The 17,640-nt window shown below is 53.9% G+C and carries 11 protein-coding genes; 5 read left to right on the top strand and 6 right to left on the bottom strand.

Annotated elements, in window-relative coordinates; all coding sequences use genetic code 11:
• Positions 1-11 precede the first annotated feature (11 nt).
• From crtI to ACLL9E_RS00780, 3 genes are all read right to left on the bottom strand, one after another.
• Positions 12-1,637, bottom strand: a complete 1,626-nt coding sequence (gene crtI / locus ACLL9E_RS00790) for a phytoene desaturase family protein (RefSeq protein WP_411289848.1) — start codon at positions 1,635-1,637, stop codon at positions 12-14.
• Between the two features lie 708 nt (positions 1,638-2,345).
• Positions 2,346-3,242: a hypothetical protein gene (locus ACLL9E_RS00785; protein ID WP_411289847.1), complete on the bottom strand. Its 897-nt coding sequence runs from the start codon at positions 3,240-3,242 to the stop codon at positions 2,346-2,348.
• Positions 3,243-3,302: 60 nt separating this feature from the next.
• Positions 3,303-3,911 carry a hypothetical protein gene (locus ACLL9E_RS00780; protein WP_411289846.1) on the bottom strand — a complete coding sequence of 203 codons (609 nt, stop codon included), beginning with the start codon at positions 3,909-3,911 and terminating at the stop codon, positions 3,303-3,305.
• Positions 3,912-4,137: 226 nt separating this feature from the next.
• Between ACLL9E_RS00780 and ACLL9E_RS00775 the strand changes: the two genes are divergently transcribed.
• On the top strand, positions 4,138-6,060 hold the full coding sequence (locus tag ACLL9E_RS00775; RefSeq protein WP_411289845.1) for a cellulase family glycosylhydrolase: 1,923 nt from the start codon (positions 4,138-4,140) through the stop codon (positions 6,058-6,060).
• Between the two features lie 175 nt (positions 6,061-6,235).
• On the opposite strand, the gene ACLL9E_RS00770 is transcribed toward ACLL9E_RS00775, so the two are convergent.
• Positions 6,236-6,730: a DUF427 domain-containing protein gene (locus tag ACLL9E_RS00770; RefSeq protein ID WP_411289844.1), complete on the bottom strand. Its 495-nt coding sequence runs from the start codon at positions 6,728-6,730 to the stop codon at positions 6,236-6,238.
• A 193-nt stretch (positions 6,731-6,923) separates the two neighbouring features.
• Here ACLL9E_RS00770 and ACLL9E_RS00765 point away from each other — a divergent pair, with 193 nt between their 5' ends.
• Complete coding sequence (locus tag ACLL9E_RS00765; protein ID WP_411289843.1) at positions 6,924-8,948, top strand: amidohydrolase family protein; 2,025 nt, start codon at positions 6,924-6,926, stop codon at positions 8,946-8,948.
• A gap of 494 nt (positions 8,949-9,442) precedes the next feature.
• Positions 9,443-11,323, top strand: a complete 1,881-nt coding sequence (locus ACLL9E_RS00760) for a S9 family peptidase (RefSeq protein ID WP_411289842.1) — start codon at positions 9,443-9,445, stop codon at positions 11,321-11,323.
• A gap of 413 nt (positions 11,324-11,736) precedes the next feature.
• On the opposite strand, the gene ACLL9E_RS00755 is transcribed toward ACLL9E_RS00760, so the two are convergent.
• The gene (locus ACLL9E_RS00755; protein WP_411289841.1) at positions 11,737-13,809 is read right to left on the bottom strand and encodes a catalase; all 2,073 of its coding nucleotides are present in this window, start codon (positions 13,807-13,809) and stop codon (positions 11,737-11,739) included.
• Between the two features lie 484 nt (positions 13,810-14,293).
• On the opposite strand from ACLL9E_RS00755, the gene ACLL9E_RS00750 reads away from it, so the two are divergent.
• The gene (locus ACLL9E_RS00750; protein WP_411289840.1) at positions 14,294-15,517 is read left to right on the top strand and encodes an NAD(P)/FAD-dependent oxidoreductase; all 1,224 of its coding nucleotides are present in this window, start codon (positions 14,294-14,296) and stop codon (positions 15,515-15,517) included.
• Positions 15,518-15,783: 266 nt separating this feature from the next.
• Positions 15,784-17,091 carry an MFS transporter gene (locus ACLL9E_RS00745; protein ID WP_411289839.1) on the top strand — a complete coding sequence of 436 codons (1,308 nt, stop codon included), beginning with the start codon at positions 15,784-15,786 and terminating at the stop codon, positions 17,089-17,091.
• 179 nt (positions 17,092-17,270) lie between these two features.
• Here ACLL9E_RS00745 and ACLL9E_RS00740 read toward each other — a convergent pair.
• A partial coding sequence (locus ACLL9E_RS00740; RefSeq protein WP_411289838.1) for an NAD(P)H-dependent flavin oxidoreductase occupies positions 17,271-17,640 on the bottom strand: 370 nt, incomplete at its 5' end.

Raw genomic sequence — 17,640 nt, 5'->3', positions numbered from 1 at the left:
TTTGGTCGGGCTCAGGCTGCCGTTCGAAGCTGGCTAGCCACGGCGTTGACGATTGCTGCATCGACATTCATGTCGCGGGCAATCTCGCGCGCGGTCATTTTGGCAGACATCATGACTGAAGGCGTCCCACCACCCGGCTGGGTTCCTTGGCCCACCAGATAGAGATTATGCACATCTTCAGACTTATTGTGCGGACGGAAGAACGCCGTCTGGGTCAAGATGGGTTCGACGCCAAAGCCGTTTCCAAGATATGATCCCAATGTTTCCGCGAAATAATCTGGCGTGATGAAGCTCTTGTGCTTCAGGCGCGCGGCAAGATCAGGAATGTAGCCACGTTCTTCAAGGAATGTCAGCACCCGATCGCACAATTTTGGACCTTCCACGTCCCAATCCAGTTTGCTGGCATTGTTGGGCACAGGGATTAACGTGTAGGCGGCATGGTGGCCGGCAGGTGCAAGACTTGGATCGGTCAATGTCGGAATATGGAGATACTGTGAAAAATCGGGACTCATGATCTTTTGTTCAAAAATCTCGTCGAGCAGCGCCTCGTAACGTGGCCCCAAAATGATGTTGTGATGACGCAAGTCGGGGTCATTTTCGCGGCGTTCATAACCGAAATAAATCACCATCAACGACATGGACTGCTTCCGGAACTTGACCAGTGCATCGCGGTTGACCCGCCGCTGCGCTTTGTCCACCAACTTCAAATAGGTCGTCGCATAATCGGCGTTGGACACCACGACATCCGCAGCAATTTCTTCTCCACCTTTTAATCGAACGCCCTTGGCAACGCGTTTGTCCACCAGAATACGATCGACTGGCGCGTTGACTCGCAACGTGCCGCCCATTTCTTCGAACTTGGTGATAAGCGCGGATACCAATGCCCCGGTGCCACCCTTGGCGTAATGAATACCCCAAGTTTTTTCGACAAAATGGATCATGGCATAAATGGCAGGCACCTTCATCGGATTGCCGCCGACAAGCAATGGCTCAAAGCTGAAAACCTGGCGCATTTTGTCTGACTTGAAATACTTGCTCACCAGGCCAAACAGCGATTGCACTGCGCCAAGCTTAAACAAATCCGGCACGACGCTCAGCATCGACCCGAGGCTGCCAAAATAGGTATAGCCAAGCTTCAAGAATCCACGCTGAAAAATGGCGCGGGCTTGCTCGTGAAATGCTTCATATCCCGCCAGATCTTCGGGTGCCAAACGACGGATCTGCTCACGCGTGCTCACCGGGTCGCCATCATAATCAAAGTAGGTGCCGTCGTCGAAATAGATACGGTAAAACGGCAAAATGGGGATTATGTCGAGATATTTGCTGGTATTTGGTCCGCCGGATATCCCCTCACGGACACGGCAATTTTCATCCAGCACATGCGCCGGAAAGTCCGGTTCACCCAGCATCGCGTGGTCCTGCTGCAAACTGAACAGTTCCTCGATGAAATGCGGAACCGTGAGGACCGTTGGCCCCATATCAAACACAAACCCGTCCGCCCTGCGCACATAAGCACGGCCGCCAGGGGCATCGAGCGCTTCGACAATTTCTGTATCAAAGCCGAGGCTTTGCAATCGTATGGCGCAAGCAATGCCGCCAATTCCTGCACCAATAATTACTGCTTTGCGTCGCGACATTTTTCAGCTCACTCGTTTGACTAATCCGCTAGTCGTTAAAGCAGCGTCGGACAAGCTTGAATTGTTACAGCAGCATGCAAATGCGGTAACCAAAACGCCCGAATACAGCGGCTATGTTATCGCCTCCCCATTTGGTGAGTCTTTTGCGGATCCATAGGGTCGAAGGGCGGCGCTGTTATCTGACCGATGGTAGCCCGCAGCTTGCGGATTTATTGACACAGATAGATTGCAAGCAAGTTTGGCTTTGTTGTGCGTAATAGTCGGATCCATCCATCCGCCTTCAGTTGGCGTGCTGCGCAGCGCTGCTTTCGCGCCTCAGCAGCGTAAGAGGACTCGGCACCCATGCGTTTGCGTCCTTGCGACACAATTGGCCGAACATCGGCCGTACAATGGTCTGGATTGTGTACCGTGTTCAAATCGCCCTAACCCCTCAGTGCCATTTGATCTAGTTGTCATCTCAACATACAAAACGGACCTGCATACAAAGAAGGTGCATTTGATGATGAAAGCCAAACCCCTTTGCCCTAACCTGTCATAATCATGTTTCGGGGTTTCAAACGTCCTTAAAAATGGCGGCTGACCTTGGTCTCGAATTTCCGGGGCCAGCCGCCATCAGGCTTCAGACAATCTCCCAGTCTGCTTTTTCAAACGGGTAAGATCCTCTAAAATCGTGTTTGCCATTGGCAGGCTTGTTGTCCGTCCAAATGCTCATCGGTTCCTTATTTGCAGACGCAACTCCAGATCGCTCAGCCGGTTTTCCAAATATCTCCGGTCATCCGCCGTCATGCTAAGGCGCGCATATGCGGCTTCCAGATAGGACAAGTCACGATGCTCTACCCGCAGCTGGGCCTGCGCCGTTGCAGACATGTTACCCGACGAAATGGCGTTCGCAATGGCGGAAAGGCGTGCACGAGGAGTGAGCGCATTGTTGTTTCCGGTGTAGGCCGTGTCACCAACCCGCGCGTCAAGTGCGTCAAGCCGCGCGTCAAGATCATCGCGTTCGCGCTCGTCTAACATCCCGTCGCGCAAATAGCCGGCTTCAGTCTGAGCGAGAATTCGGTAATCTGCCTTGAGGCGGTTGCCTGCGACTCTGGTGAGCCGGCGCGCAGCAATCGAGGCGTCGACACGGGCAATAAATTCAGGCTGGCCTTCAGCTACGTTTGGTGATTGCAAAACGTTTTCGTCGCCATAGGTCTGGTTTGTCAGTACCTGCGTCAGCGCGTTGTAGCGTTCTGCAAGCTCGCTACGTTCCTGCATTGTGAACCGACGATCCGCCCCGTAGCGCAGCTCAAGCTGCACAAGCTCGGCATAGTCGGTTTTCAACCGAACCGCGGTCCTTTGGTCAAGTGCTCCTGATCTGACATCACTATCGATCCGGCTGTCAAATTGTGCACGCTGGTTGGCTAGCGGTGTTCGGCCAGTCGCCCATTGCGATTCTAAGGACCCCGTCGAACCAGTGCGATCGCCAAATAGTGCGCCAAATATTGAATTGATGCGGTCTTGTTGGCGTGACTGCTGGTCATTTTGCGTTGTGGTTTGCGCAGCAGCTGGTGAGGCTGCGGCCAAGAAGGCAGCAGTTGCTAAAAGCTTCGATAAAATATTCATATGATTCACTCTTTTTATTATGTGTATGTGATTGATCTTCTATTTTGGCTACGTCGCTCGTTAGTTCCATCGATCGGAGCCGTTGTAATCGATGTCGACCACCCGGCCACGTTCGACATAACAGGTGAACTGACCGCTTTCGTAACCGCGATTATATGCGTTGCCATTGCCACTGCGATCATAACGGTCATCCTGACCATATCGGTTTTCCTGATAATACTGATTGTTCTGACCATAACGTTCGCCTTGATCGTACCGGTCGTCACCACGCGCGCTGTTTTGTTCCTCCACCGTCCCCATAACGCGGTAGCCATTTCGGGTACGGTCAATGCTACGGATTTGCGTCACGTTTGAACGGTTATAACCATCCGTTTGGTTTTCGACTTGGTTGATGCACTGATTTATGGCAGCTCGGCTGCTGCCGGTATTAGTGCTGTTGCTATAGCCGTTGTTGTAATCACCGTCGTAGCCGTCCTGGTAACGCCCATTCTTGCCTGCCGACAGAACTGCAGCAAGGCCGCCAAGTATGACGGCACCTGCAATCACTTCGCCGGCGCTGATGCCGTCGCGGTCACGGTAACGGTATTGCGCTTCTGCTGGTGCGGCAGTGCTTACCAAAGCTGCGGCTGCAGCTCCGGCGCTCAACAGACTTTTGGTTAGGATTTTCATTTCCACTCTCCTGATCGAAGAGGATATCCCGTCGATTAAGACGCAGTAAGCTTTTACAGTTGAGATGAAGCTGAACCGACTTGTAAGCCGCTGTTCATATAAATGGTCATTTTGATTAACAGGAATATTGGGGTGGTACTAACAGGTCCGAAGCGATTTGTAGGTGCCCCCTTTTTGCCCAAATTAGGTTGAATACTGTGAACATAACATCGGGGATCTTTAAACCATGCACTCAACGATCCAAATTGACGGGAAGCTATTTCGCGATCGCGATGGACGTCACGTCATCCTGCGCGGCGTCAATCTTGGCGGGGACTGCAAGGTTCCGGTATCACTGGACGGACATACTTACCGTCGGACCGATTTTGCCGATCACAAACATGTGAGTTTTGTCGGACGCCCCTTTCCGCTTGAAGAAGCGGATGCACATTTTAGACGGTTACAAAGATGGGGATTTAACTGTCTGCGGCTACTTACCACTTGGGAAGCGGTCGAGCACGCAGGCCCCGGGATCTATGACGAGGCTTATCTCGATTATCTGGCAGCGATCGCCCGCCGCGCCGGTGATTTCGGATTTCATATTTTCATCGATTTCCATCAGGATGTATGGGCACGCATGTCGGGTGGAGACGGTGCGCCGGGTTGGACATTCGAAGTAGCGGGTTTGGATTTTACGAAATTCGATTTAGCTGATGCCGCACATGTAATGGCCTACAAATATGATGCCGAAATCGGGGGACGACAAGACGGTTATCCGCAAATGAGTTGGGGCGCTAATTATCGGATGCCTGCAAATGCAATCATGTGGACGCTCTTTTTCGCAGGTGAGGCCTTCGCCCCTTCAGCTTTAGTGGAGGGTCGGAATGTGGGTGTTTATCTACAGGACCATTATCTTGGTTCAATGCGAGCAGTCGCTGAACGGCTTGCTGACGTGCCGCATGTAATCGGATTTGATACGCTAAACGAACCTGGCAGCGGCTGGATCGGGCAGCGCCTCGACCAACGCCGCGGATTGCTGCGTGGCTTGTCTTGGTCGCCGCTCGATGCTCTGGCCGTCGCGTCTGGAATACCTCGGCGACTGCCACTTCTCGAAGGTGGGGAACGGATGGTCAATCCCCAAGGCATTTCCATCTGGCGCAGTGGATCAGAAGATCCGTTCCGGGAGGCGGGGGTCTGGGATGTCACGCCCAGCGGAGAACCGGTAGCTTTGCGGCCAGACTATTTTGCCGTGTTTAATGGTAAGCCACTTGATTTCGGTCGCGACATCATGAGCCCATTTTACCATCGCGTAGCTTCAGCGGTCCGCGGCGTCCGAAAGGACTGGCTCATTTTCGCCGAAGCCGATCCTTTTGGCACCCTCGGTCTACCAGACGACTGTCCCGAACGCACTGTCAACGCGAGTCATTGGTATGATCTGGCGACGTTGGTCACAAAGCGCTTCGAACCCTGGAGCATCAGGGATTTGTTGACGGGTAAGGTGTATGAGGGCCGTGAGGCGGTAACCCGAGAATATGTGTCTGGATTAGAGCGCGTGGCGAAATTTGGCGACGTGGTAAACGGAGGTGCGCCAACGCTTATCGGTGAATTTGGCATTCCTTTCGATTTGAATGGTGCAAGAGCATATTCGGAATGGTCTGAGGGCAATTATTCACCTGATATTTGGCAAGCCCACATTTGTGCCCTGACGGCGATGTATGATGCTCTCGATACTCTGCTTTTGTCATCTACGCAGTGGAATTACACGGCTTCAAACGGCAATGATCCGATGATAGGTGATGGTTGGAACCAGGAGGACTTGTCGATATGGTCTGCAAACCAGGTATTGCAGAACTCCGGATCAAACCCAGACGCGGGCGCTAGGGCGCTTGAAGGATTTTGCCGTCCATTCGTCCGCGCCGCCCAAGGAAAACTGCTGAGCCAATCATGGGATGGGTCAACAGTTTTCGAGTGTTCAATAGACATCGACGAGAATATCATTTCCCCGACCGAAATTTTCATTCCCACAGAATATACTGTTTGCGCGGTGCATCGTGGAAAAACTGCATGCGTCTGGCAGCAACATGACAGCGTTATCAGCTTGATGGAGAAATCCTGCGAACGGCCGGCAAGCTTTACCGTGCAACTGCGTAAAGCAGCGTTGAATGAATGACCATGTTGCCGCTTGCGATATCTAACCGCGCCAATTGTTGGCTATCAATTCGGACGATCCGTCTAGTGATAAACGACATGTCTTTTAAACTGTACCCAGCCTCCTTGCGGAAAACTGTCATTTATCTCATCCAACCGTGCTCAAGCAGCCGCGTCGATATTCTGGCTTTAATTGCTTACCAAAACTGGCTGCCCGGAACCCCTTTAAATGGACCACTAAGGTCCGAAGTGATCCAACCTCCATAAAATCCGCCCGGTTGCGGCGTCACGCGCTCGCCGCCGACAAGACACGTATCGAATGGCTGGGCGTAAAAAGCGATATGGTCGCGCAAGATCGCAAAGTTTGCGGTTGGCGTCGGGTATGACCAACCTACCTGTGCCAAAACCTGCCCATCAATAATCGCATCAAAATATCGGGCATGCCCTTTCCACTCGCAGAAACTGGATCCTGCTGCTGGACGAAGCGCCGACATCAGCACGTCGGCTTGAGGAAAATAGTAGGTCGGTGGATGGCTGGTCTCAAGCGTACGCACGGCGTTGTGCGTATCGGCAATGGTGATGCCGCGATGGATAATGACAAGCCGTTTATCACATAGCAGCGCAACCGGCGGTCTCGGATAATCCCAGACACTTTCCTGATCGACAGCTTGTGGATCGCGATTAACGGTCATACCGGCCTTACCTCTAAATGAACTGCGTCATTAGGGCTATAGCCGGTACCAAGCCAAGGCGTAGTAAATTAACAGTGACGGTGTTGCTTTTGGACGACGTTTAAGTGGCCGATCGCGGTTTAAAAAAGTTCCTCGCTAGTAATCAAGGCCATTGCTAGTCTCCGCCACGAGATTAACTGGGGAAACAAACATCATGAGATTCAACCTTCTCGTTGCGGCTGCGCTAACTACGGTTGCTTATCCTGTCTGCGCCAAACCGATCGAATACCGGATGATCGCCGACGACGCCGACATTGGACATTACATTGTCGATCGCGAGGGCACGACGATTACCGTTGATTACAATATCAAGCAGAACGGTCGTGGGCCGACCATTGCGGAGAAGATCACCTTAGGCGCTGATGGACTCCCCGCCAATTGGACAATCACTGGACGGACCACCTTCGGCAATAGCGTGGATGAACGTTTCACCCGCAACGCCAAGGGCGTGAGCTGGAACGATTTGGCGGGGCCGGGCACACTTCAGGGCAGTGACGCACCGCGTTTGTATGTGGCTCAGAATGGATCGGTGAGCGATATCGCCATACTTGCCAAAGCGCTGCTGACTGCTCCTGACATGACACTTAAAGTTGCTCCCGCAGGAACGGCAAAATTATTCGAAAAGGGACGGCATAGCTTTGACGGGCCTGCCGGACTGCTTGCGGTCACAACCTATGAACTGGGCGGCTTGGCTCTGAACCCGAGTTACATTGTACTGGATGCAACAGGCGAACTATTCGCCGTCGCGTCCGCAGATTCCGTTCTGGTACGCAAAGGGTATGAGAAAACTGCCGTCGAACCCTTACGAGTTGAGGCAGAACAACTCGGTGCAGAGCGTTTCGTTGTCCTGCAAAAGGACAATGCCAAACATTATGGTGGTCCTGTACGTATTCGAAATGTTCGGCTGTTTGATCCGGTGGCAAAAGCGGTAACCGCTCCGCGCGATGTTGTTGTTTTCGGCAACCGTATCAGCGAGGTCGTACCTAGCGGCAGTAATGCGACACCTGGCGAGACAACAATCGATGGTGCCGGCGGCACACTTGTCCCCGGACTGTACGAGATGCACGGCCATCTGGCACAGCAAGATGCTCTGCTGAATGTCCTGGCAGGCGTCACATCGACACGCGACATGGGCAATCGCGACGACGTGCTCGACAAATTGGTCACGCGGATAGACGCTGGCGAATTGGCAGGACCACGTGTCGTGCGGTCAGGCTTTATAGAGGGCGAGAGCCCGTTTTCAGCGCGGAACGGTACGGTCGTCTCGACACAAGATGAAGCGATCGCAGCGGTGCGCAAATATGCTGCACGCGGCTTCTGGCAAGTGAAGTTGTACAACTCCATGAAGCCGGAATGGGCACCCGCAGTTGTTGCCGAAGCGCATAGGTTAGGGTTACGCGTCGCGGGCCATATTCCAGCTTTTTCCAACGCGGATGCGATGATCTCCGCTGGTTTTAACGAGATTACCCATGTTAATCAATTGATGCTCGGCTGGGTGCTCGCACCGCAGGAGGATACGCGCACCTTGTTCCGTTTCACTGCTATGCGCCGCTTCCCGACGCTTGAAGTAAGCTCCACCAACGTCCAGTCAACGTTGGATTCAATGGTGGCGAGAAAAGTCGCGCATGAACCCACAATCGGGATACATGAGCTTGGCCTTACCGCGCTAGATGGTCGGACAAACCCGGGTGCCCTAGACTATATTGAACACATGCCGCCCGCCGAGCAACGGCAACTAAAGCAGGCATTGTTTGGAGCGGACTCGCCTCAACAGCGTGCCGAATATGTCGCAGCATATGGCAAAATTTTGGAAACGCTGACCGAAATGAACCGTAAGGGTATATTTCTCATTCCTGGCACAGATATGGGCGGAGCTTTCACATACCACCGTGAACTCGAACTCTTCACCAAAATCGGAATGACGCCCGCGCAAGTGCTCTCACGCGCAACGCTTGAGATGGCGCAGTATCTGGGTCAGGATCAGCAATTGGGCTCCATAGAAAAAGGGAAGCTTGCGGATTTCTTTCTTATCCCCGGTAATCCGACAATAGATCTCAAGGCAGTCAAATCCATATCCATGGTGGTGAAAAACGGCGTGTTTTACTATCCCGCCGAAATCTACCCAAAATTGAGCATCAAGCCTTTCACGCCATCACCGATTGTCACAACAGCAAATTAGGAACAATGATCAGGCAAACAGCGTCACGCGGATAGTAATGCCATTCGCGGAAGTCTCTGGGTAGCACTCTCCGTTATTGGGAAGGCTCGGAACCGGAACGGTGCGCAGATGTTCGTCGCTGCCCAACATCTGTTATTCTTATTAAGCTTGCCCATTTGCATCTCGACGACATTTTGGAAAGGTGTAGGTTTAGGTGGATGTTAAGTAACTGGAGGAAAGCAATGCGCACTATCTCATTAATGGGGGCTAGTTTGCTAGCTTTAACCTCTCACATTGCCGTGGCACAGGCAGAACAGAGCCCCAATGAAGGCGCGCAGGCGGAGACCGATATTAGTCAACCCGTTCCCATTCCTGGTTCTGCCATCGGAAGCTCAAGGTCGGGACCCGAGCGAACTTTCACTGGCGCTGACCTGTTCGATTTGGCCCAAGCTAGTGACCCGCAGATTAGTCCTGACGGGCGCCACATCGCATATGTACGGCAAACAAATGATATCATGACGGATCGTGCCAAAAGCACCATCTGGCTTGTCGACGTCCAGACAGGCGAACAAATGCAGATTGCCGGCAATGATGGAGATGCCTTTTCACCACGCTGGTCGCCGAACGGTAAACGGCTTGCATACGCCTCAACAGAAGGCGGATCTCCCCAAATTTGGGTGCGCTGGGTCGACCGCGGGCAAAGCGTTCGCCTAACGGGCCTTCCCACGGCGCCTTCTAGCCTGACTTGGTCGCCCGATAGCGCGTCGATTGCCTATACGATGATGGTGAAAGACGAAGAGTTAAAGCTAGGCACTGCGCCGCCCAGTCAACCGAAGGGCGCTGAATGGGCCAAGCCCCTTGAGTACTACGATCTCCTTACATACCGTGCGGATGGCCAAGGCTATCTGCAGTCAGGTTTTGAAAAAATATTCGTGATTTCGGCAAATGGTGGTGCGCCGCGTCAGCTGACTTTTGGTCCTTATCACGACGGTGGGCCATTATCCTGGTCGAATGACGGGGCCAGTCTGTATTTCACTGCAAATCGCAAGACCGATTGGCAAACGGATTCAGTGGAAAGCGAAGTTTGGGCTATCAAACTTTCGTCCGGATCGCTGAGCCAGCTTACCGACCGTAACGGGCCTGATAGCAATGCACTCGTTTCGCCCGATGGCAGCCAAATCGCATATCTTGGCTTTGATGACGCGATGCGCGCGTATGAAAAAACTGAACTATATATCATGAACCGTGATGGCTCGGGCCGTCGCTCATTGACAGGCAACTGGGACTATAGCGTCGATCAGATGATATGGGACTCAGATAGCCGAGGCATCTATATTCAGTTTGATGACAAAGGCGAAACAAAGGTTTCGCGCATCTCGCTGGATGGTTCAACACGCGAAATCGTTTCCGGTCTTTCGGGAGGTGGCATGGACCGGCCGTACACCGGCGGTAGCTTTTCTGTTTCCAACAATGATGTCATTGCCTTTACCGGTGGAAGCGCGACTTCTCCTGCTGAACTGAAGTTGATGAGCGGCGGCAAAATGAGGACGCTGACCGACCTTAACCGCACGATGCGCGAAGTCAAAATCCTCGGCCAGGTTCAGCGCATTTCAACGCGTTCAAGCTTTGATGGGAAAGCAATTGACGGCTGGGTTACGCTCCCGCCTGGATACATAAAAGGCAGCAAGGTTCCCCTCATTCTGGAAATACATGGTGGCCCTTTTGCCGCCTATGGACCTCATTTTGCTACTGACAACCAGCTTTACGCCGCCGCTGGTTATGCCGTCCTTTCAGCAAATCCGCGCGGTTCGACGAGTTACGGTGAGGATTTTGCGAACGGCATTGATAAAGCATATCCGGGCAATGACTATTTTGATCTCATGAGTATCGTCGACCGAGCCATTGAGTTGGGTATTGCTGACCCGGATATGCTATTTGTAACCGGTGGCTCGGGAGGCGGTGTCCTTACAACCTGGATTGTTGGCAAAACCAAGCGTTTTAAAGCTGCCGCAGCACAGAAACCTGTAATCAACTGGATTACACAGACCCTGACCGCCGATGGCGCTCCCGTTTTCGGACGCTACTGGGTAGGTGCCCAGCCGTGGGAAGCGCCCGAGAAATTCTGGGCTCAATCGCCCATTTCCCTCGTGGGCAATATCGAAACGCCAACACTTGTCGTCGTCGGTTCCGAAGATTATCGCACGCCGGTGAGTGAGTCAGAGCAATTGTATACTGCGTTAAAACTGAGGGGTGTACCAACCATGCTTATAAAGGTCCCCGGTGCCAGTCATGGCGGCATTGCCGCGCGGCCTTCTCAGGCCGCGGCAAAGACATCCGCGATTCTCGCCTGGTTTGACCGGTACAAGACAGGCTGGTCCTCTCCTATTGCGCCTTAAAAGTAGTTATTTAGGAATAGGTCCGGGTTGCCGGATTGGTTCGAATAAAATCGCGTGTCGATCTGCGCCCGCGATGCGCATTCCGTTCGACACGAAACTTGATAGCCTAGCCGAAATTCAGTTATCTGATGGCACGGTTCAATGGTTGGGCACGATAGCTAGCAAAATGAATGTCGCATTTTAGCCGCGAAACGACCGCCATTAATGTCTGCAATGTCCAGCACCAGACACAGAAGAGACCCGGCACTCAGCCCATTTCCCTTGAACTGTCATGACGTCATTTAGCTTCACGGCTGCACCCACCCGAAAACGGATCAATTCTCAACAATAAACTGTCTGTTCTTGTGGATAACGTACGCTACCAGAGCAGTCGTGTCACAAACCCAGCGGCAGTGTTTAAATCGTGGTTTCCTTTATGCCAAAGTTCTGACCTGCGGCTCACGGTCATAGAATCGTCTGGTCGCTGCCTCGACAAACTTCCCGTTGATGGCGGACACGCCGTCGTCGGGCTCAATTCCGGCTTTGTCGAGCAAAGGCTTGGCAGCATCGGTGGCTCCTATTGCTTTCAGGTGACCAAATGCATCCATCGCCCACTGGACCGCAGCGCCTTCATTCAAAAGCGTCTTACAGCCCTGTGCCGACAGCAATAGCGCAACGGCATCGAAAAGCTGCGAGGGGCTTCCTGCCAGTTGGCCGTCGGCCTTATGGAGCTTTCCATCGGACAGCTTCGCCCCGCCAACCTTGGGCGCAACGATAAATGCCTTGCCCTTCGCCTTGGCAATGGCGCTTACCAACGACGTCAGGTCTTCGGCATCGCTGCCATCTGCAATTAAAATGCCTATCGTCCGCCCTTCCAGCGTTGGCTTCATATTTTTTTGGATCGACAAGGCGTCGGACGGCTTCATTTCCACCGGTTCCCTGGCAGGCTTTGCCTTGGCCGGCAGGGGAATCCCCAAGCCTTCGGCCACACGCCTTGCGAGATCCTCATCGACGTTGCGCAGATTTGCAACCATGCGCGGCGGCACCGCATCGAGTTGCCCGACCTTGGACAGTTCGAATACGAATGAAGATGCAATATGCGCCTGCTCGTTTTCGGTCTGCGATTTGTAGAACATCCGTGCCTGGCTGTAATGGTCCGCAAAGCTCTCCGCCCGCACGCGTAACTTGTCGCCGCTTTCATCTGGGCCAGTTACGGCATTTGCGGTGACAAATCCCTTGTTGGCGCTTTCGCGTGGTCCGCCGTCTTCTCCATGGTCGCCAAGGCTGTTCGGCTCGTAATTGGCGCGGCCCTTTGGCACCATTGTCTGCATCTTGCCGTCGCGCTGGAAGTTTCCGAACGGGCAGCGAGGCGCATTGATGGGTATTTGGTGGAAGTTGGTAGTGCCCAGCCGCGAATTCTGTGTGTCGAGATAGCTGAACAGCCGCCCCTGCAACAATGGGTCGTTCGAGAAATTGATGCCGGGCACGATGTTGGAGGGCAGAAACGCAACCTGCTCGGTCTCGGCAAAGAAATTGTCGACATTTCGGTTTAGTGTCATCTTTCCGATGATCCGCACTGGCACGTCATCCTCAGGGATCAGCTTGGTCGCATCAAGCACATCATAGGATTGCGCTTCGGCAAATTTGCGATCGAACACCTGAATGCCCAGTTCCCATTGCGGAAATGCACCGCTGTCGATTGCCTCGAACAAGTCGCGGCGATGATAATCATTGTCGGCAGCTTGCAGCTTTAGCGTCTCGTCCCAGATCGTCGACTGCAATCCAAGCACTGGTTTCCAGTGGAATTTGACAAAGCTCACTTCGCCTTTTGCATTGACCAGTTCGAAAGTATGGACGCCAAAGCCTTCCATCATCCGCAAAGAACGGGGCAAGGTACGGTCCGACATCGCCCACATCAGCATATGCGTGGTTTCGGGCATCAGGCTGGCAAAATCCCAGAAGGTGTCGTGCGCGCTGCCCGCTTGTGGATAGCCGCGATCTGCCTCCATTTTTACGGCATGGACAAGGTCGGGGAATTTCAGCGCATCCTGAATGAAGAACACGGGAATGTTATTGCCAACCAAGTCCCAATTGCCCTCCTTTGTGTAAAATTTTACCGCGAAGCCTCGCACGTCGCGTGGTGTATCAACCGAGCCTGCGCCGCCCGCGACCGTCGAGAAGCGGACGAAAATCTCGGTCTTCTCCCCTTTGGTAAATACTGCCGCTTTTGAAAGGTCGGAGATATCATCCGTAGCCTCGAACACGCCATGTGCGCCCGATCCCCGCGCGTGGACAATACGTTCGGGGATGCGCTCATGATCGAAATGGAAGATTTTTTCGCGCAGGACGAAATCCTCGAGCAGGGTCGGCCCGCGTGCGCCGCTTTTCAGGCTGTTCTGGTTATCGCTAATGGCGACGCCGTGATTGGTGGTCAACAGCGGCGCATCGGCGCCAGCCTGCTGGTGCGTTTCGCCACCGTCACCCGCATTGTTGATTTTCATCGCCATGTCAATTTTCCTAATTCTGATAATGGTTCCAGCGTGAAGACTGCTTTGTTCCCAAGCGCGTTCAACCAGTGGAAACATTGCAATCAGCATGATGGCACGCGGTCTTGAAAACTCGAGATGTTTGCTGAAGTTCCAGACAGTATCGCTAAAAAGTGTTCGATTTGCTGAGTGAACAAATAAGGTATTATTTTTGGCCCAAGCGCATTCAAAGCTGGTGAACTGCGTCCACCCCGGTCGTGACGCCCGATATTAGCCGAGTTGGCTGGCCCACTTTGTGCTTTCATCCATGCCAATGCAATGCCAGTAGTCCGGCGTCCGCAGAATTACGAATGCTGACTTGCCAATGTTGCCGATCGTATCGGCCCCGCCGTCGCCGTCGCAATTAATGTCGCCTGCGTTGTCTCATGATCAAGCCGACAGGCGGGAGCGCTCTCTGGGAACTATTTAGGCGGTGCCGTTTTTACAGGTTGTGAAAGGGCACTCTATGTCAGTAACTGTACCGCGCGACTTGCGTACCGGTAGAACGATCTGGCTTGACCGTCGGTTGCCTCATATCCCTAAGTCTCAGTTGGGCCGATCTGCGTCCTGTGATGTGTTAGTGATAGGTGCGGGAATCTCGGGATCTATCATCGCCGAAGCGTTAAGCGATGCTGGGCTGCAGGTGGCGCTTGTCGACCGGCGCGGGCCATTGCAGGGGTCAACCGCTGCCTCGACCGCCCTGTTGCAATATGAAATTGACACGCCTCTTTCCGTCTTGGGCGAACGGATAGGTCGGGACCGGGCAGAGCGACTATGGCGCCGCTCAAGGCTTGCAGTCGATGCATTGCGCCAAAGAACGCGTGTGCTTGGGATTGACGCCAATCAGGCTACGCGCGACAGCCTTTATTTGTCAGGTAACGTGCTCGATGCGGCCGGGCTGGAGGCTGAAACCTTGGCTCGGAAGCGTGCAGGATTCGAGGTGACTTTCTTAAAGCCGCCTGCGGTGTTTGAGACATATGGTATCAAGGGCCGGTCTGCCATCGTCGGGCGCGACAATTACATGGCCGATCCGCGTTTATTGGCTGCAGGTTATCTTAACGCTGCCATTTCGCGCGGTGCTCGGCTTTACGCACCGGTTGAAGTGACCGACATTAGCGCTAGCCACTCGGGAGTTGTCGTATCAACGAGTGATGGACCTGAGATAAAGGCCAGACATCTGGTTTTTGCTACCGGCTATGAAATGCCGAAGGGTGTGCCACGCAAGGGCAACAAAATCATCTCGACTTGGGCCATCTCCACCAAGCCCCAGCCACGTAACATTTGGCCAACGGGCAGCATCATCTGGGAAGCGTCGGACCCGTATCTTTACATCCGTACCACGCCTGAGGGTCACGTCATTTGTGGCGGCGAGGATGCGGAAATTGCCGATGCGGAAGAGCGCGACGCGTTGAACGATGAGAAAACGCAGGCATTGGTCAGGAAGCTGGGCGGACTGCTGCCGATGATCGATCCAACCGCAACGCACAGTTGGAGCGGTTCATTTGGAGATTCGAAAACCGGAACACCAACGATCGGGCCAGTTCCGCGCATGCCCAATTGTTATGCGGCGATGGGCTATGGCGGCAACGGCATCACATTTTCGATGATGGCCGGTCAAATGCTTCGCGGAATGATAAGCGGCGTAGGCGATGCTGACAGCGATCTGGTATCGTTCACCCGACGTTTCTGACGGAAATTACCACCGCTCATAGTGCAGTTCCCGACTGACCTTACACTAGCGGTTTAGAACGCCTTTCGATGCACAATGCCAACTTCTCGCCTATAGCGGACCGACCGATTTGAGGCAGAGCCAGCTAGGAGGCGACTGTCTGCTACTTGCTCCAAATGTTGCCGGTCAGGAAACAACGTCTGTCGGTAACCTGAAATGTTTGTTAAAAGCTCTGGCGACGGGCCAAGGAGCCTTGTCACCAGGTGCGAAATTCGCCAACTTGCCTCATGGTTGAAACCGCTTACCAAACGGCGCACGGCGCATCTGCGTCTTCGTGCGTGCCCATGTCGCGGCGATCGATGGTTGTCGCCGGGCTTTCAACCGTTGTTGAATGGTATGATTTCACGCTGTACCTTTATTTTTCGACTGTGCTGGCTCGGGTGTTCTTCGGAACTGGCCCACAGTCGATGACGGAAACGCTCGGCGGATTTGCTATCGCTTACCTCATGCGGCCAGTCGGAGCGCTAGTTTTTGGTCATTTTGGTGATCGGCTGGGCCGGCGGGTAACGATGCTTGGTTCGATGGCTTTGATGACCATAGCGATGCTCGCAACCGCAATGTTGCCAACTTATGCCCAGATTGGCCCGCTTGCCGGCGTGCTGCTGATCGCACTGCGCTGCTTGATGTCGTTTTCGGTTGGCGGCGAATATACCGGCGTTGTCGCTTACTTGTTGGAAGGTGCGAAGGACAATCGGCGCGGATTGATTACGAGCTGCGCTTCGGCGGCAAGCGAGATCGGGGCGCTACTGGCGGCCGGTGCGGCGGCGCTGACCGTTTGGGCTATGCCCGAAGAAGCGCTTGTATCATGGGGATGGCGGCTGCCGTTTTTGTTTGGCGCAGCGCTCGCCGGCTTAGTACTGATCACCCGCGCAACACTCGAGGAAACGCCTGAATTCCTAAGACAGCGTGATGCCGGCACGGTGCCGGAAAAACCGATCCGGCAAACCTTAACGCGACACCGCAGCGCTATTGCACGTGGCTTTGCGATCTCTGCGCTGGGTTCGATCACGTATTATGTCGGCATTACGTATGTACCGGCGTTCCTTGATACCACTGGCACCATGCCCGAGACACGCGCGCTGTCGATCTCCATCCTTGCAGCTCTGACGGTAATCCTGGTAACGCCCTTAATAGGGCTTGCATCCGACCGTTTTGGTCGCCGCCCCATTCTTCTGATGCTGGCACTTGGCGGGATATTTCTGCCAACTGGCATGTTTGCGGTAATGGCTGGCGGTGGAGCCGCGACCTGGGCTGGCGCAATTGTTTTGGCTGCGCTTGGCGGAGCAGTTAGCGCCGTCGGGGCCGTCACGACTGCCGAGCAATTCCCTGGCGAGGGTAGACTCAGCGGACTTGCATTGGGCGCGACAACTGCAACCGCGATATTCGGTGGTCTTACGCCTTTGGTTGCACATCTGTTGGTAACAAACAGTGGATGGCCCGCAGCACCCGGCGCAATGATCGCATTTGTCGCATTATGTGTGATCATGGTGTTCTGGTATATGCCTGAGACGGCGCCAGCGCGCGCAAGACCTTAGGCTATTTTTACCGGCGGCAAAGTTTGTAGTGTTACACATATGCGTGTGTATGAGTTGACGGTCTCCTGTCTTCCCAATTCAGGTCATCATGATGGGACGAATACCGTGATCTGCGCTGCGGCAGCTTTCAGGCGACCGTCACCGCCCTTGGAATGACGGCAATGTTATGGGAAGCAAATCTAAGCGCCCATTTCGCTCGCCAAAGCAGCAACCAGCTCAGCCGCTGGCATACTGCGAGCAAATGGTGCGCCTTGACCAGCCCATTGCGCACCGTACCCGTCATTACCGGAAGCTTGTGCAGCAGCGTTCAGCGCTTTACCAGCGTCGTAGGCGACTGGGTAATCAGGTGGGCTTAGTTTCATCCCGTCAGTGAGTCGTGTGAATGCATTCGCAAGGCACCGAGCGGGCCGGCCCGAAATCGCCCGTGTCATGGTCGTATGTTTTGCGGCTGGACTGAACAAAGCGGCGCGATAGGCGTTGTCAGCAGCGCTCTCGGGGCACCCAATGAAAGCAGTGCCAAGTTGTGCTGCTGTCGCGCCAAGATCGAGC

Source organism: Sphingorhabdus sp., from assembly GCF_046596595.1.
In the GTDB taxonomy this organism is placed as follows: domain Bacteria; phylum Pseudomonadota; class Alphaproteobacteria; order Sphingomonadales; family Sphingomonadaceae; genus Sphingorhabdus_B.
Note: the sequence above shows the minus strand (reverse complement) of the source record. Positions and strands in the feature narration are given on the sequence as shown.